The organism is Labedella endophytica, from assembly GCF_003990045.1.
Lineage (GTDB): Bacteria > Actinomycetota > Actinomycetes > Actinomycetales > Microbacteriaceae > Labedella > Labedella endophytica.
On record NZ_RZGZ01000004.1, the window covers coordinates 19,599 to 41,482 of the forward strand.

22 protein-coding genes and 1 tRNA gene are annotated in these 21,884 nt (G+C 70.4%); 19 read left to right on the forward strand and 4 right to left on the reverse strand.

Annotation, left to right across the window (positions count from 1 at the left end; translation table 11 throughout):
- Window positions 1-55 precede the first annotated feature (55 nt).
- The 3 genes from ELQ94_RS13390 to ELQ94_RS13400 are packed head-to-tail and all read left to right on the forward strand — an operon-like array spanning window position 56 to window position 3,434.
- On the forward strand, window positions 56-1,090 hold the full coding sequence (locus ELQ94_RS13390) for a glycosyltransferase (protein WP_127050879.1): 1,035 nt from the start codon (window positions 56-58) through the stop codon (window positions 1,088-1,090).
- A 55-nt stretch (window positions 1,091-1,145) separates the two neighbouring features.
- Window positions 1,146-2,840 carry a bifunctional 3'-5' exonuclease/DNA polymerase gene (locus ELQ94_RS13395; RefSeq protein WP_127050880.1) on the forward strand — a complete coding sequence of 565 codons (1,695 nt, stop codon included), beginning with the start codon at window positions 1,146-1,148 and terminating at the stop codon, window positions 2,838-2,840.
- A gap of 42 nt (window positions 2,841-2,882) precedes the next feature.
- The gene (locus tag ELQ94_RS13400; RefSeq protein ID WP_127050881.1) at window positions 2,883-3,434 is read left to right on the forward strand and encodes an RBBP9/YdeN family alpha/beta hydrolase; all 552 of its coding nucleotides are present in this window, start codon (window positions 2,883-2,885) and stop codon (window positions 3,432-3,434) included.
- A 100-nt stretch (window positions 3,435-3,534) separates the two neighbouring features.
- Here ELQ94_RS13400 and ELQ94_RS13405 read toward each other — a convergent pair whose 3' ends face one another.
- Window positions 3,535-4,611: a LacI family DNA-binding transcriptional regulator gene (locus ELQ94_RS13405; RefSeq protein WP_127050882.1), complete on the reverse strand. Its 1,077-nt coding sequence runs from the start codon at window positions 4,609-4,611 to the stop codon at window positions 3,535-3,537.
- A gap of 148 nt (window positions 4,612-4,759) precedes the next feature.
- On the opposite strand from ELQ94_RS13405, the gene ELQ94_RS13410 reads away from it, so the two are divergent.
- From ELQ94_RS13410 to ELQ94_RS13440, 7 genes are all read left to right on the forward strand, one after another.
- Window positions 4,760-5,998, forward strand: coding sequence for an MFS transporter (locus ELQ94_RS13410; RefSeq protein WP_127050883.1), 1,239 nt, complete (start codon window positions 4,760-4,762; stop codon window positions 5,996-5,998).
- A 9-nt stretch (window positions 5,999-6,007) separates the two neighbouring features.
- Window positions 6,008-6,703, forward strand: a complete 696-nt coding sequence (gene nucS / locus ELQ94_RS13415; RefSeq protein ID WP_127050884.1) for an endonuclease NucS — start codon at window positions 6,008-6,010, stop codon at window positions 6,701-6,703.
- A gap of 293 nt (window positions 6,704-6,996) precedes the next feature.
- Window positions 6,997-7,701, forward strand: a complete 705-nt coding sequence (locus ELQ94_RS13420) for an HAD hydrolase-like protein (RefSeq protein WP_243697033.1) — start codon at window positions 6,997-6,999, stop codon at window positions 7,699-7,701.
- 93 nt (window positions 7,702-7,794) lie between these two features.
- Window positions 7,795-8,748 (forward strand): thioredoxin domain-containing protein, encoded by a 954-nt coding sequence (locus ELQ94_RS13425; protein ID WP_127050886.1) that lies wholly within the window; start codon window positions 7,795-7,797, stop codon window positions 8,746-8,748.
- Complete coding sequence (locus ELQ94_RS13430) at window positions 8,745-9,500, forward strand: Pr6Pr family membrane protein (RefSeq protein ID WP_127050887.1); 756 nt, start codon at window positions 8,745-8,747, stop codon at window positions 9,498-9,500. Before ELQ94_RS13425 ends, ELQ94_RS13430 begins: the two co-directional genes overlap by 4 nt.
- 159 nt (window positions 9,501-9,659) lie before the next feature.
- Complete coding sequence (locus tag ELQ94_RS13435; RefSeq protein ID WP_208007711.1) at window positions 9,660-10,301, forward strand: GntR family transcriptional regulator; 642 nt, start codon at window positions 9,660-9,662, stop codon at window positions 10,299-10,301.
- 229 nt (window positions 10,302-10,530) lie between these two features.
- On the forward strand, window positions 10,531-10,719 hold the full coding sequence (locus tag ELQ94_RS13440; protein WP_127050888.1) for a hypothetical protein: 189 nt from the start codon (window positions 10,531-10,533) through the stop codon (window positions 10,717-10,719).
- Window positions 10,720-10,812: 93 nt separating this feature from the next.
- On the opposite strand, the gene ELQ94_RS13445 is transcribed toward ELQ94_RS13440, so the two are convergent.
- Window positions 10,813-11,376 (reverse strand): helix-turn-helix domain-containing protein, encoded by a 564-nt coding sequence (locus tag ELQ94_RS13445; protein ID WP_127050889.1) that lies wholly within the window; start codon window positions 11,374-11,376, stop codon window positions 10,813-10,815.
- 132 nt (window positions 11,377-11,508) lie between these two features.
- On the opposite strand from ELQ94_RS13445, the gene ELQ94_RS13450 reads away from it, so the two are divergent.
- Genes ELQ94_RS13450 through ELQ94_RS13460 form a run of 3 tightly spaced genes read left to right on the forward strand, consistent with a single transcriptional unit; the run spans window position 11,509 to window position 12,884 of the window.
- Window positions 11,509-12,327 carry an AzlC family ABC transporter permease gene (locus ELQ94_RS13450; protein WP_127050890.1) on the forward strand — a complete coding sequence of 273 codons (819 nt, stop codon included), beginning with the start codon at window positions 11,509-11,511 and terminating at the stop codon, window positions 12,325-12,327.
- Window positions 12,324-12,650 (forward strand): AzlD domain-containing protein, encoded by a 327-nt coding sequence (locus tag ELQ94_RS13455; protein WP_127050891.1) that lies wholly within the window; start codon window positions 12,324-12,326, stop codon window positions 12,648-12,650. The genes ELQ94_RS13450 and ELQ94_RS13455 overlap by 4 nt, the downstream gene beginning before the upstream one ends.
- Before the next feature lie 9 nt (window positions 12,651-12,659).
- A complete protein-coding gene (locus ELQ94_RS13460; protein ID WP_127051179.1) occupies window positions 12,660-12,884 on the forward strand; it encodes a winged helix-turn-helix transcriptional regulator in 225 nt (74 codons plus the stop codon).
- Between the two features lie 80 nt (window positions 12,885-12,964).
- Here the strand turns inward: ELQ94_RS13460 and ELQ94_RS13465 are convergent, their stop codons facing one another.
- Both ELQ94_RS13465 and ELQ94_RS13470 read right to left on the reverse strand, forming a co-directional pair.
- On the reverse strand, window positions 12,965-13,975 hold the full coding sequence (locus ELQ94_RS13465) for a 1-aminocyclopropane-1-carboxylate deaminase (protein WP_127050892.1): 1,011 nt from the start codon (window positions 13,973-13,975) through the stop codon (window positions 12,965-12,967).
- Window positions 13,976-14,213: 238 nt separating this feature from the next.
- A tRNA-Leu gene (locus ELQ94_RS13470) sits at window positions 14,214-14,297 on the reverse strand.
- Window positions 14,298-14,624: 327 nt separating this feature from the next.
- Here ELQ94_RS13470 and ELQ94_RS13475 point away from each other — a divergent pair.
- From ELQ94_RS13475 to ELQ94_RS13500, 6 genes are read left to right on the forward strand one after another with little or no spacing between them, the layout of a single operon-like run.
- On the forward strand, window positions 14,625-15,377 hold the full coding sequence (locus ELQ94_RS13475) for an FhaA domain-containing protein (RefSeq protein WP_127050893.1): 753 nt from the start codon (window positions 14,625-14,627) through the stop codon (window positions 15,375-15,377).
- A complete protein-coding gene (locus ELQ94_RS13480) occupies window positions 15,374-15,925 on the forward strand; it encodes an FHA domain-containing protein FhaB/FipA (protein ID WP_127050894.1) in 552 nt (183 codons plus the stop codon). The genes ELQ94_RS13475 and ELQ94_RS13480 overlap by 4 nt, the downstream gene beginning before the upstream one ends.
- 5 nt (window positions 15,926-15,930) lie before the next feature.
- On the forward strand, window positions 15,931-17,184 hold the full coding sequence (locus tag ELQ94_RS13485) for a Stp1/IreP family PP2C-type Ser/Thr phosphatase (protein ID WP_127050895.1): 1,254 nt from the start codon (window positions 15,931-15,933) through the stop codon (window positions 17,182-17,184).
- 41 nt (window positions 17,185-17,225) lie between these two features.
- The gene (locus ELQ94_RS13490; protein WP_127051180.1) at window positions 17,226-18,572 is read left to right on the forward strand and encodes an FtsW/RodA/SpoVE family cell cycle protein; all 1,347 of its coding nucleotides are present in this window, start codon (window positions 17,226-17,228) and stop codon (window positions 18,570-18,572) included.
- Window positions 18,569-20,026, forward strand: a complete 1,458-nt coding sequence (locus tag ELQ94_RS13495; RefSeq protein ID WP_127050896.1) for a peptidoglycan D,D-transpeptidase FtsI family protein — start codon at window positions 18,569-18,571, stop codon at window positions 20,024-20,026. The genes ELQ94_RS13490 and ELQ94_RS13495 overlap by 4 nt, the downstream gene beginning before the upstream one ends.
- Complete coding sequence (locus ELQ94_RS13500) at window positions 20,023-21,828, forward strand: serine/threonine-protein kinase (RefSeq protein WP_127050897.1); 1,806 nt, start codon at window positions 20,023-20,025, stop codon at window positions 21,826-21,828. Before ELQ94_RS13495 ends, ELQ94_RS13500 begins: the two co-directional genes overlap by 4 nt.
- The last annotated feature ends 56 nt before the right edge of the window (window positions 21,829-21,884 follow it).

The window sequence follows — 21,884 nt, forward strand, 5'->3', positions numbered from 1 at the left end:
CGGAGCCCGGCCCCCTCGGCTTCCCCCTCGTGGTTCCGTCGGGCAGACTCGACCCGTGATCCGTTTCATCGCCAGAGGCGAACCCGGCGCCTACCCCGGCTCCGCCTTCGTCCGCACCGTCGCGCGCGCCGAGGCGTCGCGCTCCCTGCTCGGCGAGGAGGTCGTCTTCACGACTGTGGAGGACTGGCTGGCCGATCCCTCCGGCACCGAGGCCCTCCTCGTCGAGCGCGATGCCGTTCCGGCCGACCTCGTCGACGCCGTCGTCGAGGCCTGCACCCGCGACGGTGTCCGACTCGTCGTCGACCTCGACGACGATCTGCTCTCGCCCTCGTCGCGCCAGCGCCTCGTCGAGGGCGGGTACCTCGAGAGCGACCTCGACGGACTCGAGCGGATCGTCGCCGCTGCGGACGCGGTCGTCGTGAGCACGGACGAACTCGCGTCGCGGATCGGGGCGCTCGCCCGGTCCGTGCACGTCGTGCCCAATCGCCTCAGCCCGCTCGTCTGGACGGAACCGGTCGACACGGTCCCGACGCGCCGCCCCACGGGGAGCGTCCGCGTCCTCTACATGGGTTCGGCGACGCACGCCGATGACATCGCGATCGTGCGCGAGGCGTTCGATGGCCGGCAGACGCCGTTCGGCTCCCGCCTCGAGCTCGACGTCGTGGGCGTGCTCGACGACGACGAGACGTGGTTCACCCGGCTCGACGTTCCGCGCAACGCCCGCGCGTACGATCGCTTCAGCCACTGGCTCCGCAGCCACCGCCGCCGGTGGGACATCGGCATCGCGCCGCTCGCCGACACGGAGTTCAACCACGCGAAGAGCGACCTGAAATTCCTCGAGTACACGTCCCTCGGACTTCCGACCGTCGCGTCGGCCATCGGTCCGTACGCCGGAACGGACCGCCACGGGGCCGTGCTCGTCGACAACGACCCGGACGCCTGGTTCGCGGCGCTCGGCGAGCTCGCGGACTACCCCGATCGTCGTCGCTCCGCCGTCGACGAATCGCGCGGCTACGTCGCAGAAGAGAGGACCCTGGACACCGAGGCCTCCCTCGCGGACTGGTGGGCGGTGCTCCGACCCACCGGCTGAGACCGCCGGGTGCCGCTGGGCCTGCGAGGTCGGTGGCACGCGGGAGGATGGGGGGATGCATCTCGTCGCGCGTGATCTCCGCACCGGCGGGGTCGCCGTCACGCGCATCGACGACGGCGACCCCGCCGCGGCCACCGACGAACGCGTCATCGAGCGCGGCGACTGGCCGGCATTCGTTCGCGAGGTCGAGCGCACGGAGCCCGGCGTGCGCTGGGTGTGGGACGACACCACGGCCTGGTACCCGCCGCTCCTCGCCGCCGGGATCCGGGTGGCGCGATGCGTCGATCTCCGCCTCTGCCACGCGATCCTGCGATCGTCCGTCGACACCGCCGGCTCGGCGCTCGCGGCGGCGCCGCCCGGGGCATGGGACGCACCGATCGTCGTGCCCAGGGAGGCCGATGCGGGCGCGGCCCTCTTCGACCTCGACGCCGACGACACCGGCGACGCGGAACGCGACCCCGTGGTGGAGTTCGCGCGCCAGCGAGCCGCCACGTCCGAGGCGACCGCAGAGGCCCGCTCGCGCCTGTCACTGCTGCTCGCCGCCGAGTCCGTCGGGGCCCTCATCGCTGTGGAGATGACGTTCGCGGGCCTGCCGTGGGACGCGCGTCGCCACGACGAGCTACTCACCGAGCTGCTCGGGCCGCGACCGGCACCCGGGGTGCGGCCATCCCTCCTCCAAGCCGTCCTCGACGAGGTCTCGGCGGCCCTCGACGTGGGAGCGTTCTCCCCCGAGTCCCCGGGCGAGCTGCTCCGCGCACTGCAGAGCGCGGGTATCCCCGCCACCTCCACACGCTCGTGGGAGCTGAAGGAGTACGACCACCCCGCGATCGTGCCGCTGCTGCGCTACAAGAAGCTCGCGCGCCTGCACACGGCCAACGGCTGGAACTGGCTGGATCAGTGGATCCAGGACGGACGCTTCCGGCCCACCTACGTGCCCGGCGGCGTCGTCACCGGCCGGTGGGCATCCGACGGCGGTGGCGCACTGCAACTCCCTCACCAGGTTCGCAGCGCCGTCGTCGCCGACCCCGGGTGGCGCTTCGTGGTCGCGGACGCGGCGCAGCTCGAGCCGCGGATCCTCTCCGCGATCTCGGGAGACGCCGCGATGGCGACGGCCGCGCGCGGGGTGGATCTCTACGACGGAATGGTGCGCACGGGAGCCATCGACACCCGCGCTCATGCGAAGGTCGCGATGCTCGGTGCGATGTACGGTGCGACCACCGGTGAGAGCGGGCGTCTCCTCCCCCGGCTCGCGCGTGCCTATCCGCAGGCGATCGGCTTCGTCGAGGCCGCCGCGCGGGCGGGGGAACGCCGCGAGCGCGTCTCCACCCGGCTCGGGCGCAGCTCGCCCGTGCCCGGCCGTGCGTGGCGCGAGCTGCAGGACCAGGCCTCCGGCGACGCGTCGAGCGAGGCGATCGGCCGTCGGGCCCGCACGGAGGCGCGCAACTGGGGCCGCTTCACCCGCAATTTCGTGGTGCAGGGAACCGCCGCCGAGTGGGCGCTGTGCTGGATGGCCTCGCTCCGCACCCGGCTCACCGACCTCGCGAACGGTGCATCGCTCACGGGCTCCGCGCACCTCGTCTTCTTCCTGCACGACGAGATCGTCGTGCACTGCCGGGCGGAGCAGGCCGAGCGGGTCGTCGGACTCGTCCGCGACAGCGCGGCGGAGGCCGGCCGTCTCATCTTCGGTCGCGCTCCCGTCGACTTCCCCGTCACGACCGCCGTCGTCGAGAGCTACGACCAGGCCAAGTGAGCACGACCTCTCTCTTCGCCGAGCCCTCTATAAGCTGACGGCATGCGCATGCTCGTGGCCCATGGCTACCTCGCCGATCCCTCCCGCCACTGGTTCCCGTGGCTCGTCGAGCACTACGGCGTGGACACGGTCTCGATGATCGGACTCCCGAATCCGGAGCGGCCCGACCTCGAGACGTGGGTGCACGCCGCGAGCGCCGCGATCGGCGAGGTGGACGAGGAGACGATCCTCCTCGGGCACTCCCTCGGCTGCGTCACGCTGCTGCACGCACTCAACCGGCTCAGCGGCCCGTGGCGCCTCGGCGGCCTCGTGCTCGTCGCGGGATTCGTCGACCCGCTCCCGAACCTTCCGGCCCTCGACCCGTTCACGGCCGAGCCCCTCGACCTCGAGCGCATCCGTCGCCACACCGCGGTGCGGCACGTGCTCCGCTCGGATGACGACGACGTCGTGTCCTCCGACCTCACCGAGCGGATGGCGGGGCTCCTCGAGGCGCCCGTCAGCGTCGTGCCGGGTGCCGGCCACTTCGTCGATCGCCAGGGCGTGCGCGAGTTGCCGGCCCTCGAGCCGATCCTCGACCCGCTACTCGGTCGCTGAGCCGATCGCTGAGCCTGTCTCCGCTGAGCCTGTACCCATTGAGCCTGTCGACGTGTCGAAGCGCCTCCGGCCGACCACCGGACGCCACCCGACGCCGGGCTCAGGAGGCCGGCGGGCCCGTCGTCGCACCCGCCTGAAAGGTCACCGGGAAGCAGCGGCTCTCGGGGTGACCGCCGTCGAGCAGCTCGGTGACGGCGCGACCCGCTGCCGCCCCCTTGTCCTGCGCCGACTGGGCCACGGTCGTGAGCCGCATCGGTAGCTCGTCCACGCGGATGCCGTCGAAGCCGACGACGCTGAGGTCGTCGGGCACCGCGAGCCCGAGGTCGTGGGCGGCGAAGATGACACCGGCGGCGAGGAGGTCGCTCTGGGCGATGATCGCGGTGGGGCGATCGGACTCCGGCACGTCGAGGAGCAGTCGACCGGCGGCGCGTCCGTCGGCGATGGTGCTCCCGCTCGCGGATATCCCGGCGGCCCCCGGGAAGACGTCGCGCGCCCCGGCGATGCGCCGCACGGCGATCGTGGCGGTCGCCGAGGCGATCTCGTCCTCGGAGAGCGGACCGAGCCGGTCCTCGGTCGTGAGCGGCAGGGTCACGAGGGCGACGTCGCGGTGCCCGAGGTCGCGCAGGTGCTCCGCGAGCACGCGCGTGCCCCGGCGGTTGTCCACGTCGATGTTCGCGACCCCGGCACCCTCGTCGCCCTCGATCGTGACCACCGGGATACCGCGGCGCCGGAGCACGTCGAGCGCCGGCAGGGACGCGGTGCCGCACCCGAGGAGGACGAGGGCGTCGATCGGGGCGGCCTCGAGTGACAACCGGTCGGTCTCGCGCTCCCGCTCGGACAGCAGGAGCAGGCCGCTTCCCGAGCCGCCGAGTTCCTCGGCGAGTCCGTCGAGGGTCTGGATCACGACGGGGTCGCGGAACGAGGTGCCGATACGCCGCGGGATGAGCGCGCCGACGATACCGCTGCGACCCGTCCGGAGCGATCGCGCGAGCGGATCCGGACCGGTGTAGCCGAGCTCCACCGCGGCGGCGAGCACGCGCGCCTTGGTCGAATCGGACACGGGGCCCTGGCCGCTGAAGGCGATCGACGCGGTCGACGGGGAGACACCGGCGCGAGCGGCGACGTCGGACAGGGTGGCGCGCGCCTCACCGGCGTCGTGCTCACGCTGTCGGCCCATCGTCTTCCTCACGTCCGTCGCGGCGGGGCGTACTTGACCGGTTCCGTCCGCTCGGGATAGCTTAGGCGGATTCACCGATCGAATCGATTCGATCAGTGAAGTCGCCCCACTCCCGTCGGGCCCCGCCGCACCCTCACCGGAATCCCTCATGACCTCCTCCCTCCCCCAGGCCCGCTCGCTCGACCGACGCGAGATCGTCGCCTGGCGCAACGCCGTCTTCGTGATGTTCGCCCTGTCCGGCCTCAGCATCGCGACCTGGGTGGCCCGCCTGCCGGCCATCCGTGACGGCCTCGGCCTCACCACCGGCAACGTCGGCATCCTGATCTTCGGAATGTCCGCCGGCTCGATCATCGGCCTCGTGCTGTCCGCGTGGACGCTCAACCGGCTGGGCCCGCGGCGCGGCATGGCGATGTCGGTCGTGCTGATCGCCATCGGACTCGTCGTCATCGGGCTGGGCGCCGGCGTCTTCGTCTCCGCGCCCATCGTGTTCATCGGCCTCGCGATCTTCGGCTACGGCAACGGCAGCGTCGACGTGATGATGAACGTGGAGGGCGCGGCGGTCGAGAAGGAGCTCGGCAAGACCGTCCTCCCCCTCATGCACGCGCTCTTCAGCGGCGGAACCGTCGTCGGCGCCGGGATCGGCGCGGCGGCTTCCGCCCTGAAGATCTCGGTCACGGCGCACGCCATCGGCATGGCGGTGCTCATCGCGGTCGCCGTGATCGTCACCGTGCGGTTCATCCCCAGCCGGCCCGACCTCCACGTCGTCCCGGACGCCGAACAGCCCCCGCTGCGGGAGCGGCTCCGCGAGAGGATCAGCGTCTTCGCCGACCCGCGCCTCATCTTCATCGGCCTCATCATGCTCGGCATGGCCTTCGCCGAAGGTAGCGCGAACGACTGGCTGCCCATCGCCGTGGTCGACGGGCACGATCAGAGCAACACGGCCGGCGCGATCGTCTTCGGCGTGTTCGTCGGGGCGATGACCGTCGGTCGCGTCGCCGGCGGCCCCCTCATCGACCGCTTCGACCGGGTCTCCGTGCTGCGGATTTCCGCCGCGACGGGCATCGTCGGGCTCGCGCTCTTCATCTTCTCGCCCGTCTTCCCCGTCGCGATCGTGGGCGCGGTCCTGTGGGGTCTCGGCTGCTCCCTCGGCTTCCCCGTGGGCATGTCGGCCGCCGCCGACGACCCGCGTCACGCCGCCGCCCGAGTGAGCGCCGTCGCGATGATCGGCTACTGCGCCTTCCTCGTGGGCCCGCCGCTGATCGGCATCGTGGGCGACCACGTGGGCATCCTCAACGCACTCCTCATCGTCTTCGTGCTCATGATCGTCGCCGGTCTCAGCTCGGGGGCCGCGCGCGAGCGGACCGAGGCCGACCGCGCGGACGGCTAAACTCGCTCCGTGCGCCTCGTGATCGCGACCTGCTCGGTCGACTATGCCGGACGACTCACCGCCCATCTCCCCCTGGCGAAACGACTCCTCGTCGTGAAGGGGGACGGCAGTCTGCTCGTCCACTCCGACGGCGGCAGCTACAAGCCGCTCAACTGGATGAGCCCGCCGTGCACGCTCAGCATCATCGAGCCCGACGAGGACCAGCGTGCCGCGGGGGTGACCGAGGTGTGGAAGGTCACGCACACGAAGACCGCCGACATGCTCATCGTGTCGATCCGCGAGATCGAGCTCGACTCCACACACGACCTCGGCATCGACCCGGGCCTCCAGAAGGACGGCGTCGAGGCGCACCTGCAGAAGCTGCTCGCCGAGCAGATCCACCTCCTCGGTGACGGCCACACCCTCGTGCGCCGCGAGTACATGACGGCGATCGGCCCGGTCGACATCCTCGCGCGCGATGCGTCCGGTGCCTCTGTCGCGGTGGAACTCAAGCGCCGCGGCGACATCGACGGCGTCGAGCAGCTCACCCGCTACCTCGAGCTCATGAACCGCGACCCGCTCCTCGCCCCCGTCACGGGCGTGTTCGCGGCGCAGGAGATCAAGCCGCAGGCGCGCACGCTCGCCGAGGACCGCGGCATCCGCTGCCTCGTGCTCGACTACGACGCGATGCGTGGGATCGACGACGGCAAGGCCCGCCTCTTCTAGCGCCCGCCCGGAGTCCACCTCCGGGAGTCCCTCCCCCTCCCGGGTGGACGCAAACGGTCGCCTCAGCGCCCTCCACACGACAAGTCGCGTCCACCCGGGGGAAGCCTCTACCCCGATTTGACGCACATTGTCGCTTCGCGACCCACTCACCGACATTTCCCGTCCACCCGGGCGAGCCCGTGCGAGGAGAGCATCCGGGCCTCGGCCGGCGCGACACCGCGGTGGGCTACGATTCCGTGCGGGAACGACGATGGTGTCGCCCGATCCTGTATCCCACCCGAATGGACCTTCCCGTGACCATCCCCGACACCCTCGACGGCACCGACGCGCGCGGCCCCCTGGCCGGCACCTGGTCGTGCATCCTCTTCGACCTCGACGGCACGATCACCGACTCGGGCCCCGGCATCACCCACCGCCTCGCGCTCACCCTCGCCGAGATGGGGGCACCGGTGCCCTCGCAGAGCGACCTCATGCGCTGGGTCGGCCCGCCCATTCTCGACTCCTTCCGCGACTTCGCGGGCTTCACACCGGAACAGTCCCTCGACGCTCTCGTGATCTACCGGCGCCTCGTCGCCGAGGTGGGCGCCTACAGCGGATCGGCCGTCTACCCCGGCATGGCCGGTCTCATCTCCCGCCTGCACGCACGGGGCGTCCCCCTCGCCGTGTCGAGCAGCAAGCCCGAGTCCCAGGTGATCCCGATCCTCGAACACTTCGGTCTCGCGTCCGCCTTCACCGTGATCTGCGGAGCGAGCGACGACGAGTCGCGCAGCGCCAAGGCCGACGTCGTGGCCGAGGCGCTGCGCCGCCTCGGGGAGCTCGGCGTCGACACGAGCAGGACCGTACTCGTGGGCGACCGCATCCACGACGTCGAGGGGGCCGCTGCCCACGGCATCCCCGCGATCATCGTCGAGTGGGGATACGGCTCCCCGGCCGAGGCCGTCGACGCGATGGCCGTCGTGCACTCCACGGACCAGCTCGCGGTGCTCCTCGCCGGCTGACGCTCCCAGCCCGTCGAAAGCTTCCGCCCGCTGCCCGGCCGATAGACTGCGCGAGGATTTCCGCCTCTCGATCGAAAGCCACGGTCCCGCGACATGACGAACCTGAACCGCGAACTCGCGTCGATGACGAAGAAGGAACGCAAGGAGTTCCAGCGCGAGATCGCGAGGATCGAGCGCGAGCAGGAGCGGAAGCGCCGCAAGCAGCGCAAGATCACGACGATCATCCTCACGATCGTCGCGATCCTCGCCGTGCTCGCCCTCGTGGGCTGGGCCATCCTCACGGCCCTCCAGAACGCGAACCGCGGCCCCGCGAACATGCTGAGCGACGGGATCGTGCTCACGGGCGACGGCACCGCGATCACCGCCACCCCCACCGAGGCGCTCGAGTGGGGCGCCGAGCCCGTGCCGACCTCCGAGGGCATGGCCGAGAACCAGGTGAACCTCCGCCTCTACGTGGACTACTCCGACCCCGATGCCGCCGTCTTCACCGCGGCCAACCTCGAGCAGGTGCAGCAGTGGGTCACGGCCGGCTACGCGTCGCTCGAGGTGCACCCCGTCGCGCCCTCCGGTGACGGCTTCGCCCTGCGGGCCGCCAACGCCGCCGCCTGCGTCGCCTCCTACGCCCCCGACAGCTTCCTCACGGCGCACACCGCGCTGCTCGCCGAGCAGGAGAACGCGACCGCGGACAGCCCGAGCAACGAGGAGCTCGCGACCGTCGTCTCGACGGCCGGCGTGACGATCGAGGGCGTCGACGAGTGCATCACCGACGGTTCGTACGACGGCTGGGTCGAGGGCGCGACCGCCCGGGCCACCGCGGGAACGCTGCCCGGCTCCGACGCGACCCTCGCGGCCGGCTCGGTCCTGCTCGTCAACGGCGAGGAGTACACCGGAGCGCTCGACGACCCCGCGTCGGTCATCGCCTTCATCACGGAGGTCCTCGGGGAATCGAGCACCGAGAGCGAGGGGACAGAGGGAACCGAGGGTGAGGGAACCGAGACCCCGGCCCCGACCGAGTCGTCCACCCCCGCCCCCACGCCCACCCCGTGAGCGCACCGCGCGACGTCCGGACGGACGTGCCGGTCGCCCCTCCGCGGGGCGTCGCGCGCGTCGTCTTCGCCGTCGTCCGGCTCGTCGTGGCCGTCGCGATCGTCGCCGCGATCACCGGGCAGCTCACGCGGAGCCTCGGCTACTGGGACGCCCGAGGCGACGACGACATTCCCGGCGACCTCGTCAACTTCTTCAGCTACTTCACGATGCAGTCGAGCGCTGTGGCCGCGGTCACCCTCGGGATCGGCACCATCCTCCTCCTCCGCCGACGAGGTGCGGACCCCCGGTGGTTCGCGGTGCTGCACCTGCTCGTCGCCACCTACATGGTCACGACGGGGATCGTCTACAACCTGCTCCTGCGGTCGATGCCGCTCGACCCGGGACTCGCGCAGCCGTGGTCGAACGAGATCCTGCACCTCATCGTGCCGATCTACCTGCTCCTCGACCGCCTGTTCGCGCCGGGCAACCGCCGGTTGTCGTTCGCGACCGTCGGTGTCGTCGTGATCTACCCGATCGTCTGGGCGACCTACACGCTCGGGCGCGCGCCGTTCATCGTCGATCAGTCCACCGACGCCCTGGGCTGGTACCCGTACCCCTTCCTCGACCCCCGGCTCGCCGACGGCGGGTACCAGTCGGTCATGACCTGGGTCGTCGTGCTCCTCTCCATGATCGCGGTGATCGGCTTCGTGCTCCTCGTGGTCGCACGCGTGCGCAGCCGGATCGAGCAGCGGTCGGCAACCGTCCCCGTCTGAGGACACGGCTGCGCCGTTCGCGTGACGGACGTGCCGTTCGCTCCCGGGACGCGGACGGAGCCGAACCCCGCCCTATACTGACTGCGCGATTCGCGGTCGCGCTCGAGCCATCGCGAAGCCGCACCCCTCCCGCACCCCCTCGCAGAGGAAGGCGCCCTCGTGCCCATCCCGCAGTCACCCGAACCGATCGAGGCGACCGGTCCGCTGAGCGACGAGATCTACCGGCGGCTCGGCGAGGCCATCACCTCGGAGGTCCTCGCGCCCGGCGAGCGGATCCGCGACACCGAGGTGGCGAGCTGGCTCGGGGTGTCGCGCACGCCCGTGCGCGAGGCGCTCTGGCGGCTGCAGCAGATCGGTCTGGTCGAGACGTCGCCGAGTCGGTATACCCGGGTGACCGAGGTCGGCGACGACATCCAGGAGCAGACTCTCGAGTTCACCGCGTACCAGGCGGGTATCGCCATGCACATGGCCGTCCGCCGCATGGACGCGCACCAGCTGGCCTCCGCTCTCCAACTGGTCGACGACATGATCGAGGCATCGGAGGCGCGGGAGGACGAAGGCCTGGCCGCGGCGACGCGCGCCCTGTACGCGTACGTGGGTGCGTCCACCGGCAATCGCATCTACGAGCTCATGATGCGGGAGGCCGAGCTGGGCGTCGAGCGCAACCTCCGCGGCGTGCGTGCCGTGTTCGTGGCGGCGACGGACCGCCGCGCTCTGCTCGACGATCTGCGTGCCGCGATCCGGGATCGCGAGGCGACGCGCGCCGAGCTCCTCGTCCGTCGCCTGCACGACTTGCCCTGACCCGGACCTGCGGCCGCGCTGTCCCCGGAGCGAAATGTCCCGGTCGGGGGGTGTGCCGACCGGCTAGGCTCTGTCACACTCGCTTGTGTATTCCGGAATACATCCTGGAGGGGACAAGCGGGATCGTCGACGGTGACGCGTGTGGAAGCGCGGAACCGGGTCGGACGCTCCCGCGCATCGGTGCGGTGAGCTCCCTCCTTCCGCCGCCCGTCGAACCCGAAACGACCTCATGACGACTCTGCTTGCACTCCCTGTCCCGAGCCTGACGTCGGAGCCGCTCGAGCGCGGGCTCAGCCTGGACATGCTCGCCCAGTCCGGGGCCGACAACCTCCTGCCGCTCGTCGCGTTCGGGATCGCGACGGTGCTCCTCGGCGGCCTCGCCGTCCTCATCGCGGCGCGGCATCGACGCGGCCGCTGACCGCGCAGCGGCGGGCAGCGCGGAGGCCGATCGTGGCGCCTTCCCCGGCGGCTGCGATCAGGACTCCGCCCGGGCGCCGGCCGATCGGTGACGTCAGGCGCGATGCTCGGAGACGAGGACCGCGGCCGTTCCCGGCTCGATCGCCTCGAACACGTGCGGGACGTCGCCGGGATACGCGACGTAGTCGCCGGCAGTGACCTCGACCGGATCACTCGTCGGACCGACGAGCGCTCGACCGGCGCTCAGCACCACGTGCTCGACCGTGCCGGGCAGGTGCGGATCCGATCGACGCGGCTCGCCGGGCTGCGCGGAGATCGCGTAGATGTCCCGACGCGTCGCCGCGGGTGACGCCGAGAGGAGCGTCGCGACGTAGTCGGCGCTCTCGCTCGACAGAGCAGGGCCGTCGCCCGCTCGGATCACCTGGACGACAGGTCGAGGCGGGTCGACGAGGAGGGAGAACGGCACCTCGAGGGCGGAGCTGAGGGCCCAGAGCGTCTCGAGGCTCGGATTACCGGTCCCGGCCTCGAGCCCGGACAGGGTGGATTTCGCGATGCCGGCGCGTCGCGCGACCTCCGCGAGGGAGAGCCCGATCCGGCGGCGCTCCTGTTGCAGCGCGGCGGCGATGGCGGCGATCGGCGGGCCGCTGGGCTCGGTCATGGGCTGATCCTTGCGTTCGGGGCGGTCTCGGGCCCCCAGAGGGAGACCCGCATTCGGTCGAGCGCCCACGTTCGGTGAAGAAGCTCGATCGTTCGACTTGACGAACACTCTACCGCGCGACACGATTGCGTCATGCGTTCACTCTGGAGAACGATCGATCGATCTACCGTCCGGTCGGTCCTCGTCGTGTGCCTCGCCGACGGCCTCGTCGGGCTGGCCTTCGGTGCCATCGCCGTGGGCGCCGGGCTCCCCCTCTGGCTGCCGGTGCTCCTGTCTGTCGTGGTCTTCGCAGGCTCGGCGCAGTTCCTCCTCGTGGGAGTCCTCGCGGCCGGCGGATCCGTGGTGGCAGCCGTCGCCGCCGGGCTGCTCGTGAACGCGCGCCTCCTGCCGCTCGGACTCGCCGTCGGCGACGCGATCGGCGGAGGGCGCCGGCGCACGGTGCTCGGCAGCCACCTCCTCACGGACGAGAGCGCGGCCTTCGCGCTGCTCCACCCGAGCGGCGAGCGACGACGGGCCGTCTTCTGGCTGTGCGGAGTCGCGCTCTTCGTGTGCTGGAACCTCGGTGTCGCCGTGGGCGCCGTCGTCGGCACTCTCATCCCCGACACCGAGTCGCTCGGGCTCGACGCAGCCTTCCCCGCGATCCTCCTCGCGCTCGCCCTCCCCGCCCTGCGCTCGGCGGATGCGAGGCGCGCATCCGCGGTCGGCGTCGTCGTCGCTCTCGCGTCCGCACCGTTCTTGCCCGCCGGACTCCCCGTGCTCCTGGCCCTCGCCGGCGTCCTCGTCGCCCTCCCCCGCCGCGCCGCGCCGATCACGGCGCACTCCCCTTCTGCGTCCGCTTCCGCCTCCGCTCCTGCCCTCTCGCCCCCGCCGACGTGCGGACTCTCGTCCCCTGATTCGGCGATCGGACAACGAAAGTCCGCACGTCGCGGGGATGGGGAGGGGACGTCGTGAGCGGCGCGACCCTCGGACTCCTGGCCGCGGCCGCCGTGCTGGCCGTGGGTACGCTCGCCCTCCGCCTCGCGGGCGTCCTTCTGCGCGCCCGACTGACGCCATCCGAACGCGTGCAGGAGATCCTCGACACGGGCGTCACGGTGCTGTTCTGCGCGCTCGTCGCGACGGCGGCGCTCGTCGAGGCGCAGGAGTTCGCGGGCTGGGCACGGCCGATCGGCGTCGCCGTCGGTGGAGTGCTCGCCTGGCGACGCGCCCCCTTCGTCCTGGTCGTCGTCGCCGCAGCCGCCGCCGCCGCCCTCCTCCGCCTCCTCGGCCTCCCCTGACTCACCCACATCACCCAGAAGTCGCTCACCGCGACCCTGCGCCGGCTCGAACGGAACGGCATCGTCGAACGCGTCGTCCTGAGTTCGCGGCCCGTCGCGATCGAATACCGAATCACACCGCTCGGGAAGACCTTCCGCGAGCCGGTCGACGTGATCCTCCGCTGGGCCGCGACGAACCTGCCGGCGATCGAGCGCGCCCGGGCCGCCTTCGACGACCACCCCGAAGACCCGTGAGGTGTCGCATTCCGTCGCCTCACGGCGTGGAATGACAACAGAAAGCGACAACTCACGGGAGGTGGGGTGAGGTCAGGCGCTCAGGATCGGAAGAGGCCACTGTAGGCGTTGAGCGCGAGCTGACCGCCGAGGTGCGCGTAGAGAACCGTGCTCGTCGCCGGGATGTCGCGCGACTGCACGAGGTCGATGAGGCCGGCGAGCGACTTCCCCTCGTAGACCGGGTCCGTGATCATGGCCTCGAGCTCGCCGCCGAGACGGATCGCGTCGAGTGTCGACTGCACCGGGATGCCGTAGAGGTCACCTGCCCAGCCCTCGAGCACGGTGATCTCGTCCTCGCGCAACTCGCGGCCGAGTCCGATGAGCTCCGCCGTGTTCCGGGCGATGCGCTCCACCTGCGCGTGGGTCTTCTCGAGCGTCGCCGACGCATCGATGCCGATCACCCGGCGCGGACGCTCCTGCCCGGCGAAGCCCGCGATCATGCCGGCGTGCGTGGAGCCGGTCACGGTGCAGACGACGATCGTGTCGAAGAACACGCCGAGCTCCCGCTCCTGCTGCTCCACCTCCATCGCCCAGTTCGCGAAGCCGAGTCCGCCGAGGCGGTGGTCGGAGGCACCCGCCGGGATCGCGTACGGCTTGCCGCCCTCGGCGACGACCTCGTCGATGGCCTGCTGCCAGCTCGACCGGATGCCGATGTCGAACCCGGCCGAGTCGAGCGTGACCTTCGCACCCATGATGCGGGAGAGCTGGATGTTGCCCACGCGGTCGCTCAGCGGGTCGGGCCACTCCACCCAGTTCTCCTGCACGAGGCGCGCCTTGAGTCCGAGCTTCGCCGCGACCGCCGCCACCTGGCGCGTGTGGTTCGACTGGTAACCGCCGATCGAGACGAGCGTGTCCGCCCCCTCGGCGAGCGCCTCGGGCACGAGGTATTCGAGCTTGCGGGTCTTGTTGCCACCGAACGCGAGGCCCGAGTTCACGTCCTCGCGCTTCGCCCACACCTGCGCTCCCCCGAGGTGCTGGCTGAGCCGCGGCAGGTGGTGCACGGGGCTCGGCCCGAAGGTGAGCGGGTACCGGGGGAAGTCGGAGAGCGGCATGGTGGTCCTTCACAGTCAGAGGGCTCGAGTGGTCGTCCGTTCAGTATGCAATATATTGGACGACCGCAACCAGGCACGACCGGATCCGGTCCCCTCGCCCCGGCGTCCCGACATGAGCGCCGGCCCGAGTAGCTGCGCGACACCCGGAGCCCTCAGAAGACGGAGGCCGGAAACGACGAAGGCACCGATCGGATCCGATCGGTGCCTTGTTCGTTCTCTGAGTTCCTGATGAACTCTGTGCGCGAGGGGGGACTTGAACCCCCACGCCCTTGCGGGCACTGGCACCTGAAGCCAGCGCGTCTGCCAATTCCGCCACTCGCGCGAGTACGTGACGCGCCAGGCGCATCACCGCAGTGAGATTAGCACGGAGCGGCCTGGCAGGGCGATTCCCGTCCCCTCTTCCTCTGTCCTCGTCTCAGACGTCCTCCTCACGCGGGTCCCGCGAAGTCGTGCGTTTGTGCCGATCTGCGGCGCTCTACCGTGGCGAATCGGCGCAAACGCTCTACGAGGGAGGGTATGCGGAGCGGGACGCGGAGGAGGCGGAGCAGCGGACTCGCGGGGCGCTGTCCGCAACCGGGCGGGGGTCGGGTGGGGTTTCCAGGCCCTCCCACTAACATGTGGGTAGCCACCACACCACTTCGGGAGCATCGTGGGCATTCTGGACAACTTCGAAAAGGGCTTGGACCGCGCCGTCAACGGCGCGTTCGCCAAGGCCTTCCGTTCGGGGCTGCAACCGGTGGAGATCACGAGCGCGCTGAAGCGCGAGATCGACACGAAGGCCGCCGTCGTCAGCCGCGAACGCATCCTCGCTCCCAACTCGTTCCGCGTCCTCATGTCCATGACGGACCACCGACGCATGACGGCGATCGGACCGGCGCTCATCGACGAGCTCACCGCGCTCGTGCAGAAGCACGCGTCGTCGCAGGGCTACCAGTTCGCCGGCGGCATCAGCATCGTGCTCGAAGCCGAGCCCTCCCTGAGCGACGGCATGCTCCGCGTGGATTCCCAGAACACGAAGAGCCGGGTAGCGTGGACGCCCGTGCTCGACATCGGCGGCAAGAGATACCCCATCACGCAGGCCCGGACCGTGATCGGTCGCGGTCGCGACGCCGACATCACCGTCGAGGACACGGGCACGAGCCGCCGCCACGTCGAGATCCTGTGGGACGGACAGCGCGCCCAGGCCCGCGATCTCGGTTCCACGAACGGCTCCACGATGGCCGGCGAACGCTTCAGCCAGGTGGCGCTGCCGCCGGATTCCGCGATCCAGATCGGCCGCACGGCGATCGTCTTCCGCGTGCTGGCGCAGGCCGAGCCCACCGCGCCGCTCCGACGCATGGACGATGCCACCGCCCGCCACGACGCGTCGCGTTCCGACGGTTTCTGGGGGCCCACCGCGTGAGTGAACTCACCCTCCTCGTCCTCCGGTTCGGATTCCTGATCCTGCTGTGGCTGTTCGTCCTCGGCGTCGTCTACGCCCTCCGCGCAGACCTCTTCGGCCGAGGCAACCGCAAGCCGGCCCCCGCGAACGCCGCTGCGAGCGCGCCGGCACCCGCCGCCCCTGCTCCATCGCGACCCACCCCGGCCCGCCCCACCGCGAATCCCACGGCCGCGACCGTGACCGTGAACCGCTCGCGCACCGGAAACGCCACCGCGTCGAACGCGAATCGCCTCGTGATCGTCCAGGGCCCGCGCGAGGGCCAGGAGATCCCGCTCGGCACCGGCCCCCTCACCATCGGCCGCTCGGCCGACTCGAGCCTCGTCCTCCGCGACGACTACACCTCCACTCACCACGCCCGCCTCCTGCAGTGGAACGAGGAGTGGATGATCCAGGACCTCGGCTCCACGAACGGGACCTTCCTCGACGGCAAGCGCATCGGCTCCCCCACCCAGGTCCCCCTGCACACCCCGATCAAGGTCGGCCAGACGGTCTTCGAGCTGCGAGGCTGATCCCCATGGAGTACACGGCCGACAGTGCCGCGGTTTCCCACGTGGGGAAGGTGCGCTCGAACAACCAGGATTCCGGCTACATCGGGCGCCGCCTCTTCGTCGTCGCCGACGGCATGGGTGGGCACGCGGGCGGAGACGTCGCGAGCGCGATCGCCCTTCAGCGCATCCTGAAGGCCGACACCGACTACGACACGATCGAGGACGCGCAGGAAGCGCTCCGCAGCGCGATCGCCGCCGCGAACGGTGAGCTCGCCGAAACGGTCTTCGAGCACCCCGAGCTCACGGGGATGGGCACGACGGTCGACGCCGTGTGCATCGTGGGCGACCAGCTCGTCATCGCCCACATCGGCGACTCCCGCATCTACCTGTACCGCGACGGCGAGCTCAGCCAGATCACCACGGACCACACGTTCGTGCAGCGGCTCGTCGACTCCGGCCGCATCACGCCGGACGAGGCGCGCGTGCACCCGCGACGTTCCGTGCTCATGCGGGTCCTCGGTGATGTCGACTCGGCCCCCGAGGTCGACACGTTCGCGATGACCTCGAAGCCCGGCGACCGATGGCTGCTGTGCTCCGACGGCCTCTCGGACTTCGTCGACGACGAGGACATCGAGAAGATCCTCGCGGAGGGAGCGTCGGCGAAGGCCACGGGCGACCGCCTCGTGAAGATCACCCTCGACCACGGCGCCCCCGACAACGTCACGGCCGTCATCCTCGACATCGGTGACACGACGGAGCCCGACCGCAAGCCCGTCATCGTGGGTTCCGCGTCGAAGCCGTTGTCCTTCAGCGAGGTCGCGCCGAAGCAGCGCACGGGCCTCATCCCCGCGATGCTGCACTCGGTCCGTCCGTCGCCCGCGAACCCCTCCCACTTCGAGTCCGATGCCGAGGACTACTTCGAGGAGCTCATCGAGGAGGACGCCCGTCGCGCCCGTCGGCGCCGCCTCAGTTGGGCCGCCGGCATCGTGCTCATCGCCCTCGCGCTCGCCCTGACGCTCGTGGGTGCCTACGCCTGGACGCAGACGCGCTACTACCTGGGGTCCGACGAGGACACGGTCGTGATCTTCCAGGGTGTGCAACAGAGCGTCGGTCCGATCTCCCTCTCCACCGAGTACCAGGACACCGGCATCCCCCTCTCGCTCCTCAACGTCTACGACCGCCAGCGCATCGAGCAGACCGTCGGTCCGGAGAGCCTCGACGAGATCCAGGAGACGGTCGAACGCATCAAGGCCCGATCCGGTCTGGAGAGCACACCGTGAGCGCGCCGTCGATCGTCGCGGACACGAGCGTCATCAAGACGATGCGCAAGCTCCGCATCCCGCAGACGGAACGTAACCGCGAACTCGCCCTCCTCGTGGTGGCGTTCGCCGTCAACGTCGCGATGGTGCTGCTCGTGCAGCTCGGGGCCACGGGTGAGATCGAGACGACGCTCGTCTCCCTCACGGCGACTCTCGCCGCTCTCGTCTTCGGCCTCCACATCTGCCTGCGTTATGTGGCGCCGAAGGCCGATCCGCTGCTCCTACCGATCGTGACGGTGCTCAACGGGATGGGCGTCGCGATGATCTACCGTCTCGACATCGCGGAGGGTTACACGGGCTGGTCGGCCTTCTCCACGCGTCAGATCGTGTGGAGCGCGATCGCGATCATCGGTGCGATCACGGTCATCCTCGTGATCCGGAACCACCGAGTCCTGTTCCGGTACACCTACATCTTCGGCTTCGCCGCGTTCGTCCTCCTGCTCCTGCCGCTCGTCCCGGGGCTCGGCCGGCGCGTCAACGGCGCCCAGGTGTGGATCGGCATCGGCGATTTCCTGACCTTCCAGCCCGGTGAGGTCGCGAAGATCGCCCTCGCGATCTTCTTCGCCGGCTACCTCGTACGCACGCGGGACAGCCTCTCGCTCGTGGGCCGCCGGTTCCTCGGCGTGCAGCTCCCGCGCTTGCGCGACCTCGGCCCGATCGTGGTCGTCTGGGCGCTCTCGATGGGCGTCATCGTGTTCCAGCGCGACCTCGGAACGGCCCTGCTCTACTTCGGGATGTTCACGGTCATGATCTACGTCGCGACCGGTCGCCTCAGCTGGGTGCTCATCGGCCTCGGACTCTTCGGCGGTGGTGCGGCGATCGCGAGCCAGTCACTCACCTACGTCAACGGGCGCTTCAATAACTGGCTCGATGCGTTCAGCCAGGAGATCTACGACGCCCAGGGCGGCAGCTTCCAGCTCCTGCAAGGCATCTTCGGCCTCGCCCACGGCGGTCTCGTCGGCACGGGCCTCGGTCAGGGACGGCCGGCCATCACACCGCTCGCCGAGAGCGACTACATCATCGCGAGCCTCGGGGAGGAACTCGGCCTGGCCGGCATCTTCGCGATCCTGTGCCTCTACCTCGTCTTCGTCGGACGCGGCATCCGCATCGGCTTCCTCGACGGCGACGACTTCGGCAAGCTCCTCGCGCTCGGACTCGCGTTCACCGTGGCCCTCCAGGTCTTCATCATGGTGGGCGGCGTCACGCGCGTCATCCCCCTCACGGGTCTGACGACGCCGTTCCTCGCGGCGGGCGGTTCCTCGCTCGTGGCCAACTGGATCATCGTGGCGCTCCTGCTCCGCGTGAGCGACAGCGCGCGACCCGCGCGGAGCGGGGAGGCGAGCTCGTGAAGAAGGAAATGAAGAGAGTGAGCGTGGTGGTGCTCGCGATGTTCGTCGCGCTGTTCATCTCCACGAGCGTCATCCAGGTGTTCCAGGCGGACACCCTCGCCGCCGACCCCCGCAACTCCCGCACGCTGTACGACAGCTACCGCACGGAGCGCGGACCGATCCTCGCGGGCCAGACCGTCATCGCCGATTCCGTCGCGACGGGCGACCGCTACGCGTTCCAGCGCCAGTATCCCGAGGGCGAGCTGTACTCCGCGGTCACCGGTTACTTCAACCCGACCCAGGGGTCCTCCGGCGTCGAGCGGTCCATGAACGACCTCCTGAGCGGAACGAGCAACCTGCAGTTCCTCGACGAGATCAACCGCATCATCTCCGGCCAGCCGCCGAAGGGCGCGGCCGTGCAGGTGACGGTGGATCCTGCCGTGCAGAAGGCCGCATTCGACGCCCTCGGCGACCTCACGGGATCGGTCGTGGCGATCGAGCCGTCGACGGGCCGCATCCTCGCGATGGTCTCGAAGCCGACCTACGACCCGAACCAGCTCGCGGGCACCGACTCCGGTCAGGTCATCGACAACTACAACGCGCTGCTCTCCGCGGAGGGCGATCCGCTCATCAACCGCACGATCTCCGGCGACCTGAACCCCCCGGGATCCACCTTCAAGCTCGTCGTCGCGACGGCCGCGTTCGAGTCGGGCGACTACGCCCCGGAGACCCAGCTGCCGAATCCCGCGTCGTACACGCTGCCCGGCACGAACACGACCGTCTTCAACTCGAGCCGCGGCCCCTGCGGCGGAAGCGGCGACACGGTGTCGATCTCGGACGCCATCCGCTACAGCTGCAACATCCCGATGGCGGAGCTCGGCATCGCCCTCGGCGACGACGTGATCCGCGAGACCGCCGAACGCTACGGCTTCAACGAGGACCTCTCCATCCCGATGTCCGTCGAGCGGAGCGTGTACCCGCAGGTGCTCGACAGCCCGCAGACCGGCCTGAGCGCCTTCGGCCAGTCCGACGTGCGGTCCACGCCCCTCGAGATGGCCATGGTGTCCGCCGGCATCGCCAACGACGGCGAGATGATGACCCCCGGCCTCATCGACGAGGTCACCGGGCGCAATCTCGAGGTCCTGCAGAGCTTCGAACCGAGCGTGATGCAGACGACGTCGTCGTCCGAGACGGCCGACGCGATCACCGACGCGATGGTCGCGAGCGTCACGAGCGGCGCGGCGACGAATGCGACAATAGACGGGGTCAGCGTCGCCGGGAAGACGGGTACGGCCGAGAACGGCTCCGGCGACCCGTACACGCTGTGGTTCACAGGTTTCGCGCCGGCAGACGACCCACAGGTCGCCGTCGCGGTCGTCATCGAGGATGGTGGCGGACGAGGTCAAGACGGAAGCGGAAACGCATTGGCGGCTCCGGTCGCGAAGCAAGTTCTAGAGGCGGTGCTTAACGGATGAGACCCATGTCAGGGGTGACCTTCGGAGGTCGGTACGAGCTCGAGTCTCGTATCGCGATCGGCGGGATGGGCGAGGTCTGGAAGGCGACGGACCAGGTCATCGGCCGCACGGTCGCGATCAAGATCCTCAAGGACGAGTACATGGGGGACCCCGGGTTCCTCGAGCGGTTCCGCGCGGAGGCGCGCCACGCCGCACTCGTCAACCACGAGGGCATCGCCAACGTCTACGACTACGGCGAGGAGAACGGCTCCGCCTACCTCGTCATGGAGCTCGTGCCCGGCGAGGCGCTCTCCACCATCATCGAACGCGAGCAGGTGCTCTCGACCGACCGCGTCCTCGACATCACGGCGCAGACGGCTCTCGCCCTGCAGGCCGCGCACGCCGCCGGTCTCGTGCACCGCGACATCAAGCCGGGCAACCTTCTCATCACGCCCGACGGCCGTGTGAAGATCACCGACTTCGGGATCGCGCGCATCGCCGATCAGGTGCCCCTCACGGCCACCGGTCAGGTCATGGGAACGGTCCAGTACCTGTCGCCGGAACAGGCGTCCGGCCACCCCGCGTCGCCCACGACCGACATCTACTCGCTCGGCATCGTCGCGTACGAGAGTCTCGCGGGGAAGCGCCCGTTCACGGGCGAGTCGCAGGTGGCGATCGCGATGGCGCAGATCAACGAGGCGCCGCCCGAACTGCCGGTGACCGTGCCGGAGCCCGTGCGCAACCTCGTCTTCAGCATGATCGCGAAGAGTCCGGCCGAACGTCCCTCGACGGCCGCCCACGTCGCGCGTGCCGCACAGGCGCTCCGTCGCGGCGACATCGCGACGGCCACCGTCGCCGTCCCGGCCATCGCCGAGGGCGTCGACATCACCGCGTCGACGCGCCTCATGGGGGCGGCCGCCGCGCAGGACGACGCCACGATGCTGCTGTCGGCGGGCGGCCCGTCGAACACCGCGCCCGTCCCGCTGGCCGACGACGTGGAGGGCGAGGAGAAGCGGAAGCGCTCACGACTGACGTGGCCGCTCGTGGTCCTCATCATCCTCCTGCTCATCGGACTCGTGGGTGGTCTCTGGGCGTTGCTGTCGCCGACCGGCTCGCCGGAACCGGCTCCCACGACCCCTGTGGCGACGGAGGAGGAACCCACCCCGTCGGAGGAGCCGACTCCAGAGGACACCGGACCCGAGACCGTCACCGTCAACGCGAACGACTTCATCGGACTCACGTACGACGCGGCGGCCGCCGAGGCCGCCTCGCTCGGGCTCGTCCCCGAGCGGATCGTCGGTGCCGCCGCGGCGACGCAGGAGCAGGTCAACACCGTCTCCGGCGTCACGCCCCGTGGCAACGTCGACGTCGGTGAGACCCTCGAGATCACCGTCTACGGCGACCTCCCGACGGTGCCGGCCCCCGGCGGATCGCCCTCGATCGAGGGCTGCGGCGCCGGCGCGTGCACCGTCGAGCCCGGCGGGCAGTATGCCGTGACGTGGCAGGCGTTCTCCGAGTGCCCGGCCGGGACCTCGGTGACGGGCTACACCCTGAACGTCCAGGGCGGTACCGTCAGTTCCGCACCCGGAACGCAGACGAACGCCACGATCACCGTCGATGGTGACGCGACGAGCGTGATCGTCAGCTACACGGTCACGTGCGGCGAGTCGACATCGCCCTCCTCGTCGTCGACCTCAGCGTCCGTGACTCCCGCCGACGACGGCACCGGCGACGGCGGCGAGAACGGCAACGGCGGCGAGAACGGCAACGGGAACGGCAACGGGAACGGCAACGAGGGCGAGGGCGGCGGCGCAGAGGGATGAATGCCCCTCGGTTAGGATGGACGAGGCGCTGTCGGCGCCTCGGGGAGACGGAGACG

What these genes read in the sequence shown, in the direction of transcription:
- ELQ94_RS13395 (WP_127050880.1), top strand. Translation starts at nt 1,146, where the DNA reads ATGCATCTCGTCGCGCGTGATCTCCGCACCGGCGGGGTCGCCGTCACG.
- ELQ94_RS13400 (WP_127050881.1), top strand. Translation starts at nt 2,883, where the DNA reads ATGCGCATGCTCGTGGCCCATGGCTACCTCGCCGATCCCTCCCGCCAC.
- ELQ94_RS13405 (WP_127050882.1), bottom strand. Translation starts at nt 4,611, where the DNA reads ATGGGCCGACAGCGTGAGCACGACGCCGGTGAGGCGCGCGCCACCCTG.
- ELQ94_RS13410 (WP_127050883.1), top strand. Translation starts at nt 4,760, where the DNA reads ATGACCTCCTCCCTCCCCCAGGCCCGCTCGCTCGACCGACGCGAGATC.
- ELQ94_RS13425 (WP_127050886.1), top strand. Translation starts at nt 7,795, where the DNA reads ATGACGAACCTGAACCGCGAACTCGCGTCGATGACGAAGAAGGAACGC.
- ELQ94_RS13440 (WP_127050888.1), top strand. Translation starts at nt 10,531, where the DNA reads ATGACGACTCTGCTTGCACTCCCTGTCCCGAGCCTGACGTCGGAGCCG.
- ELQ94_RS13445 (WP_127050889.1), bottom strand. Translation starts at nt 11,376, where the DNA reads ATGACCGAGCCCAGCGGCCCGCCGATCGCCGCCATCGCCGCCGCGCTG.
- ELQ94_RS13450 (WP_127050890.1), top strand. Translation starts at nt 11,509, where the DNA reads ATGCGTTCACTCTGGAGAACGATCGATCGATCTACCGTCCGGTCGGTC.
- ELQ94_RS13465 (WP_127050892.1), bottom strand. Translation starts at nt 13,975, where the DNA reads ATGCCGCTCTCCGACTTCCCCCGGTACCCGCTCACCTTCGGGCCGAGC.
- ELQ94_RS13485 (WP_127050895.1), top strand. Translation starts at nt 15,931, where the DNA reads ATGGAGTACACGGCCGACAGTGCCGCGGTTTCCCACGTGGGGAAGGTG.
- ELQ94_RS13490 (WP_127051180.1), top strand. Translation starts at nt 17,226, where the DNA reads ATGCGCAAGCTCCGCATCCCGCAGACGGAACGTAACCGCGAACTCGCC.
- ELQ94_RS13500 (WP_127050897.1), top strand. Translation starts at nt 20,023, where the DNA reads ATGAGACCCATGTCAGGGGTGACCTTCGGAGGTCGGTACGAGCTCGAG.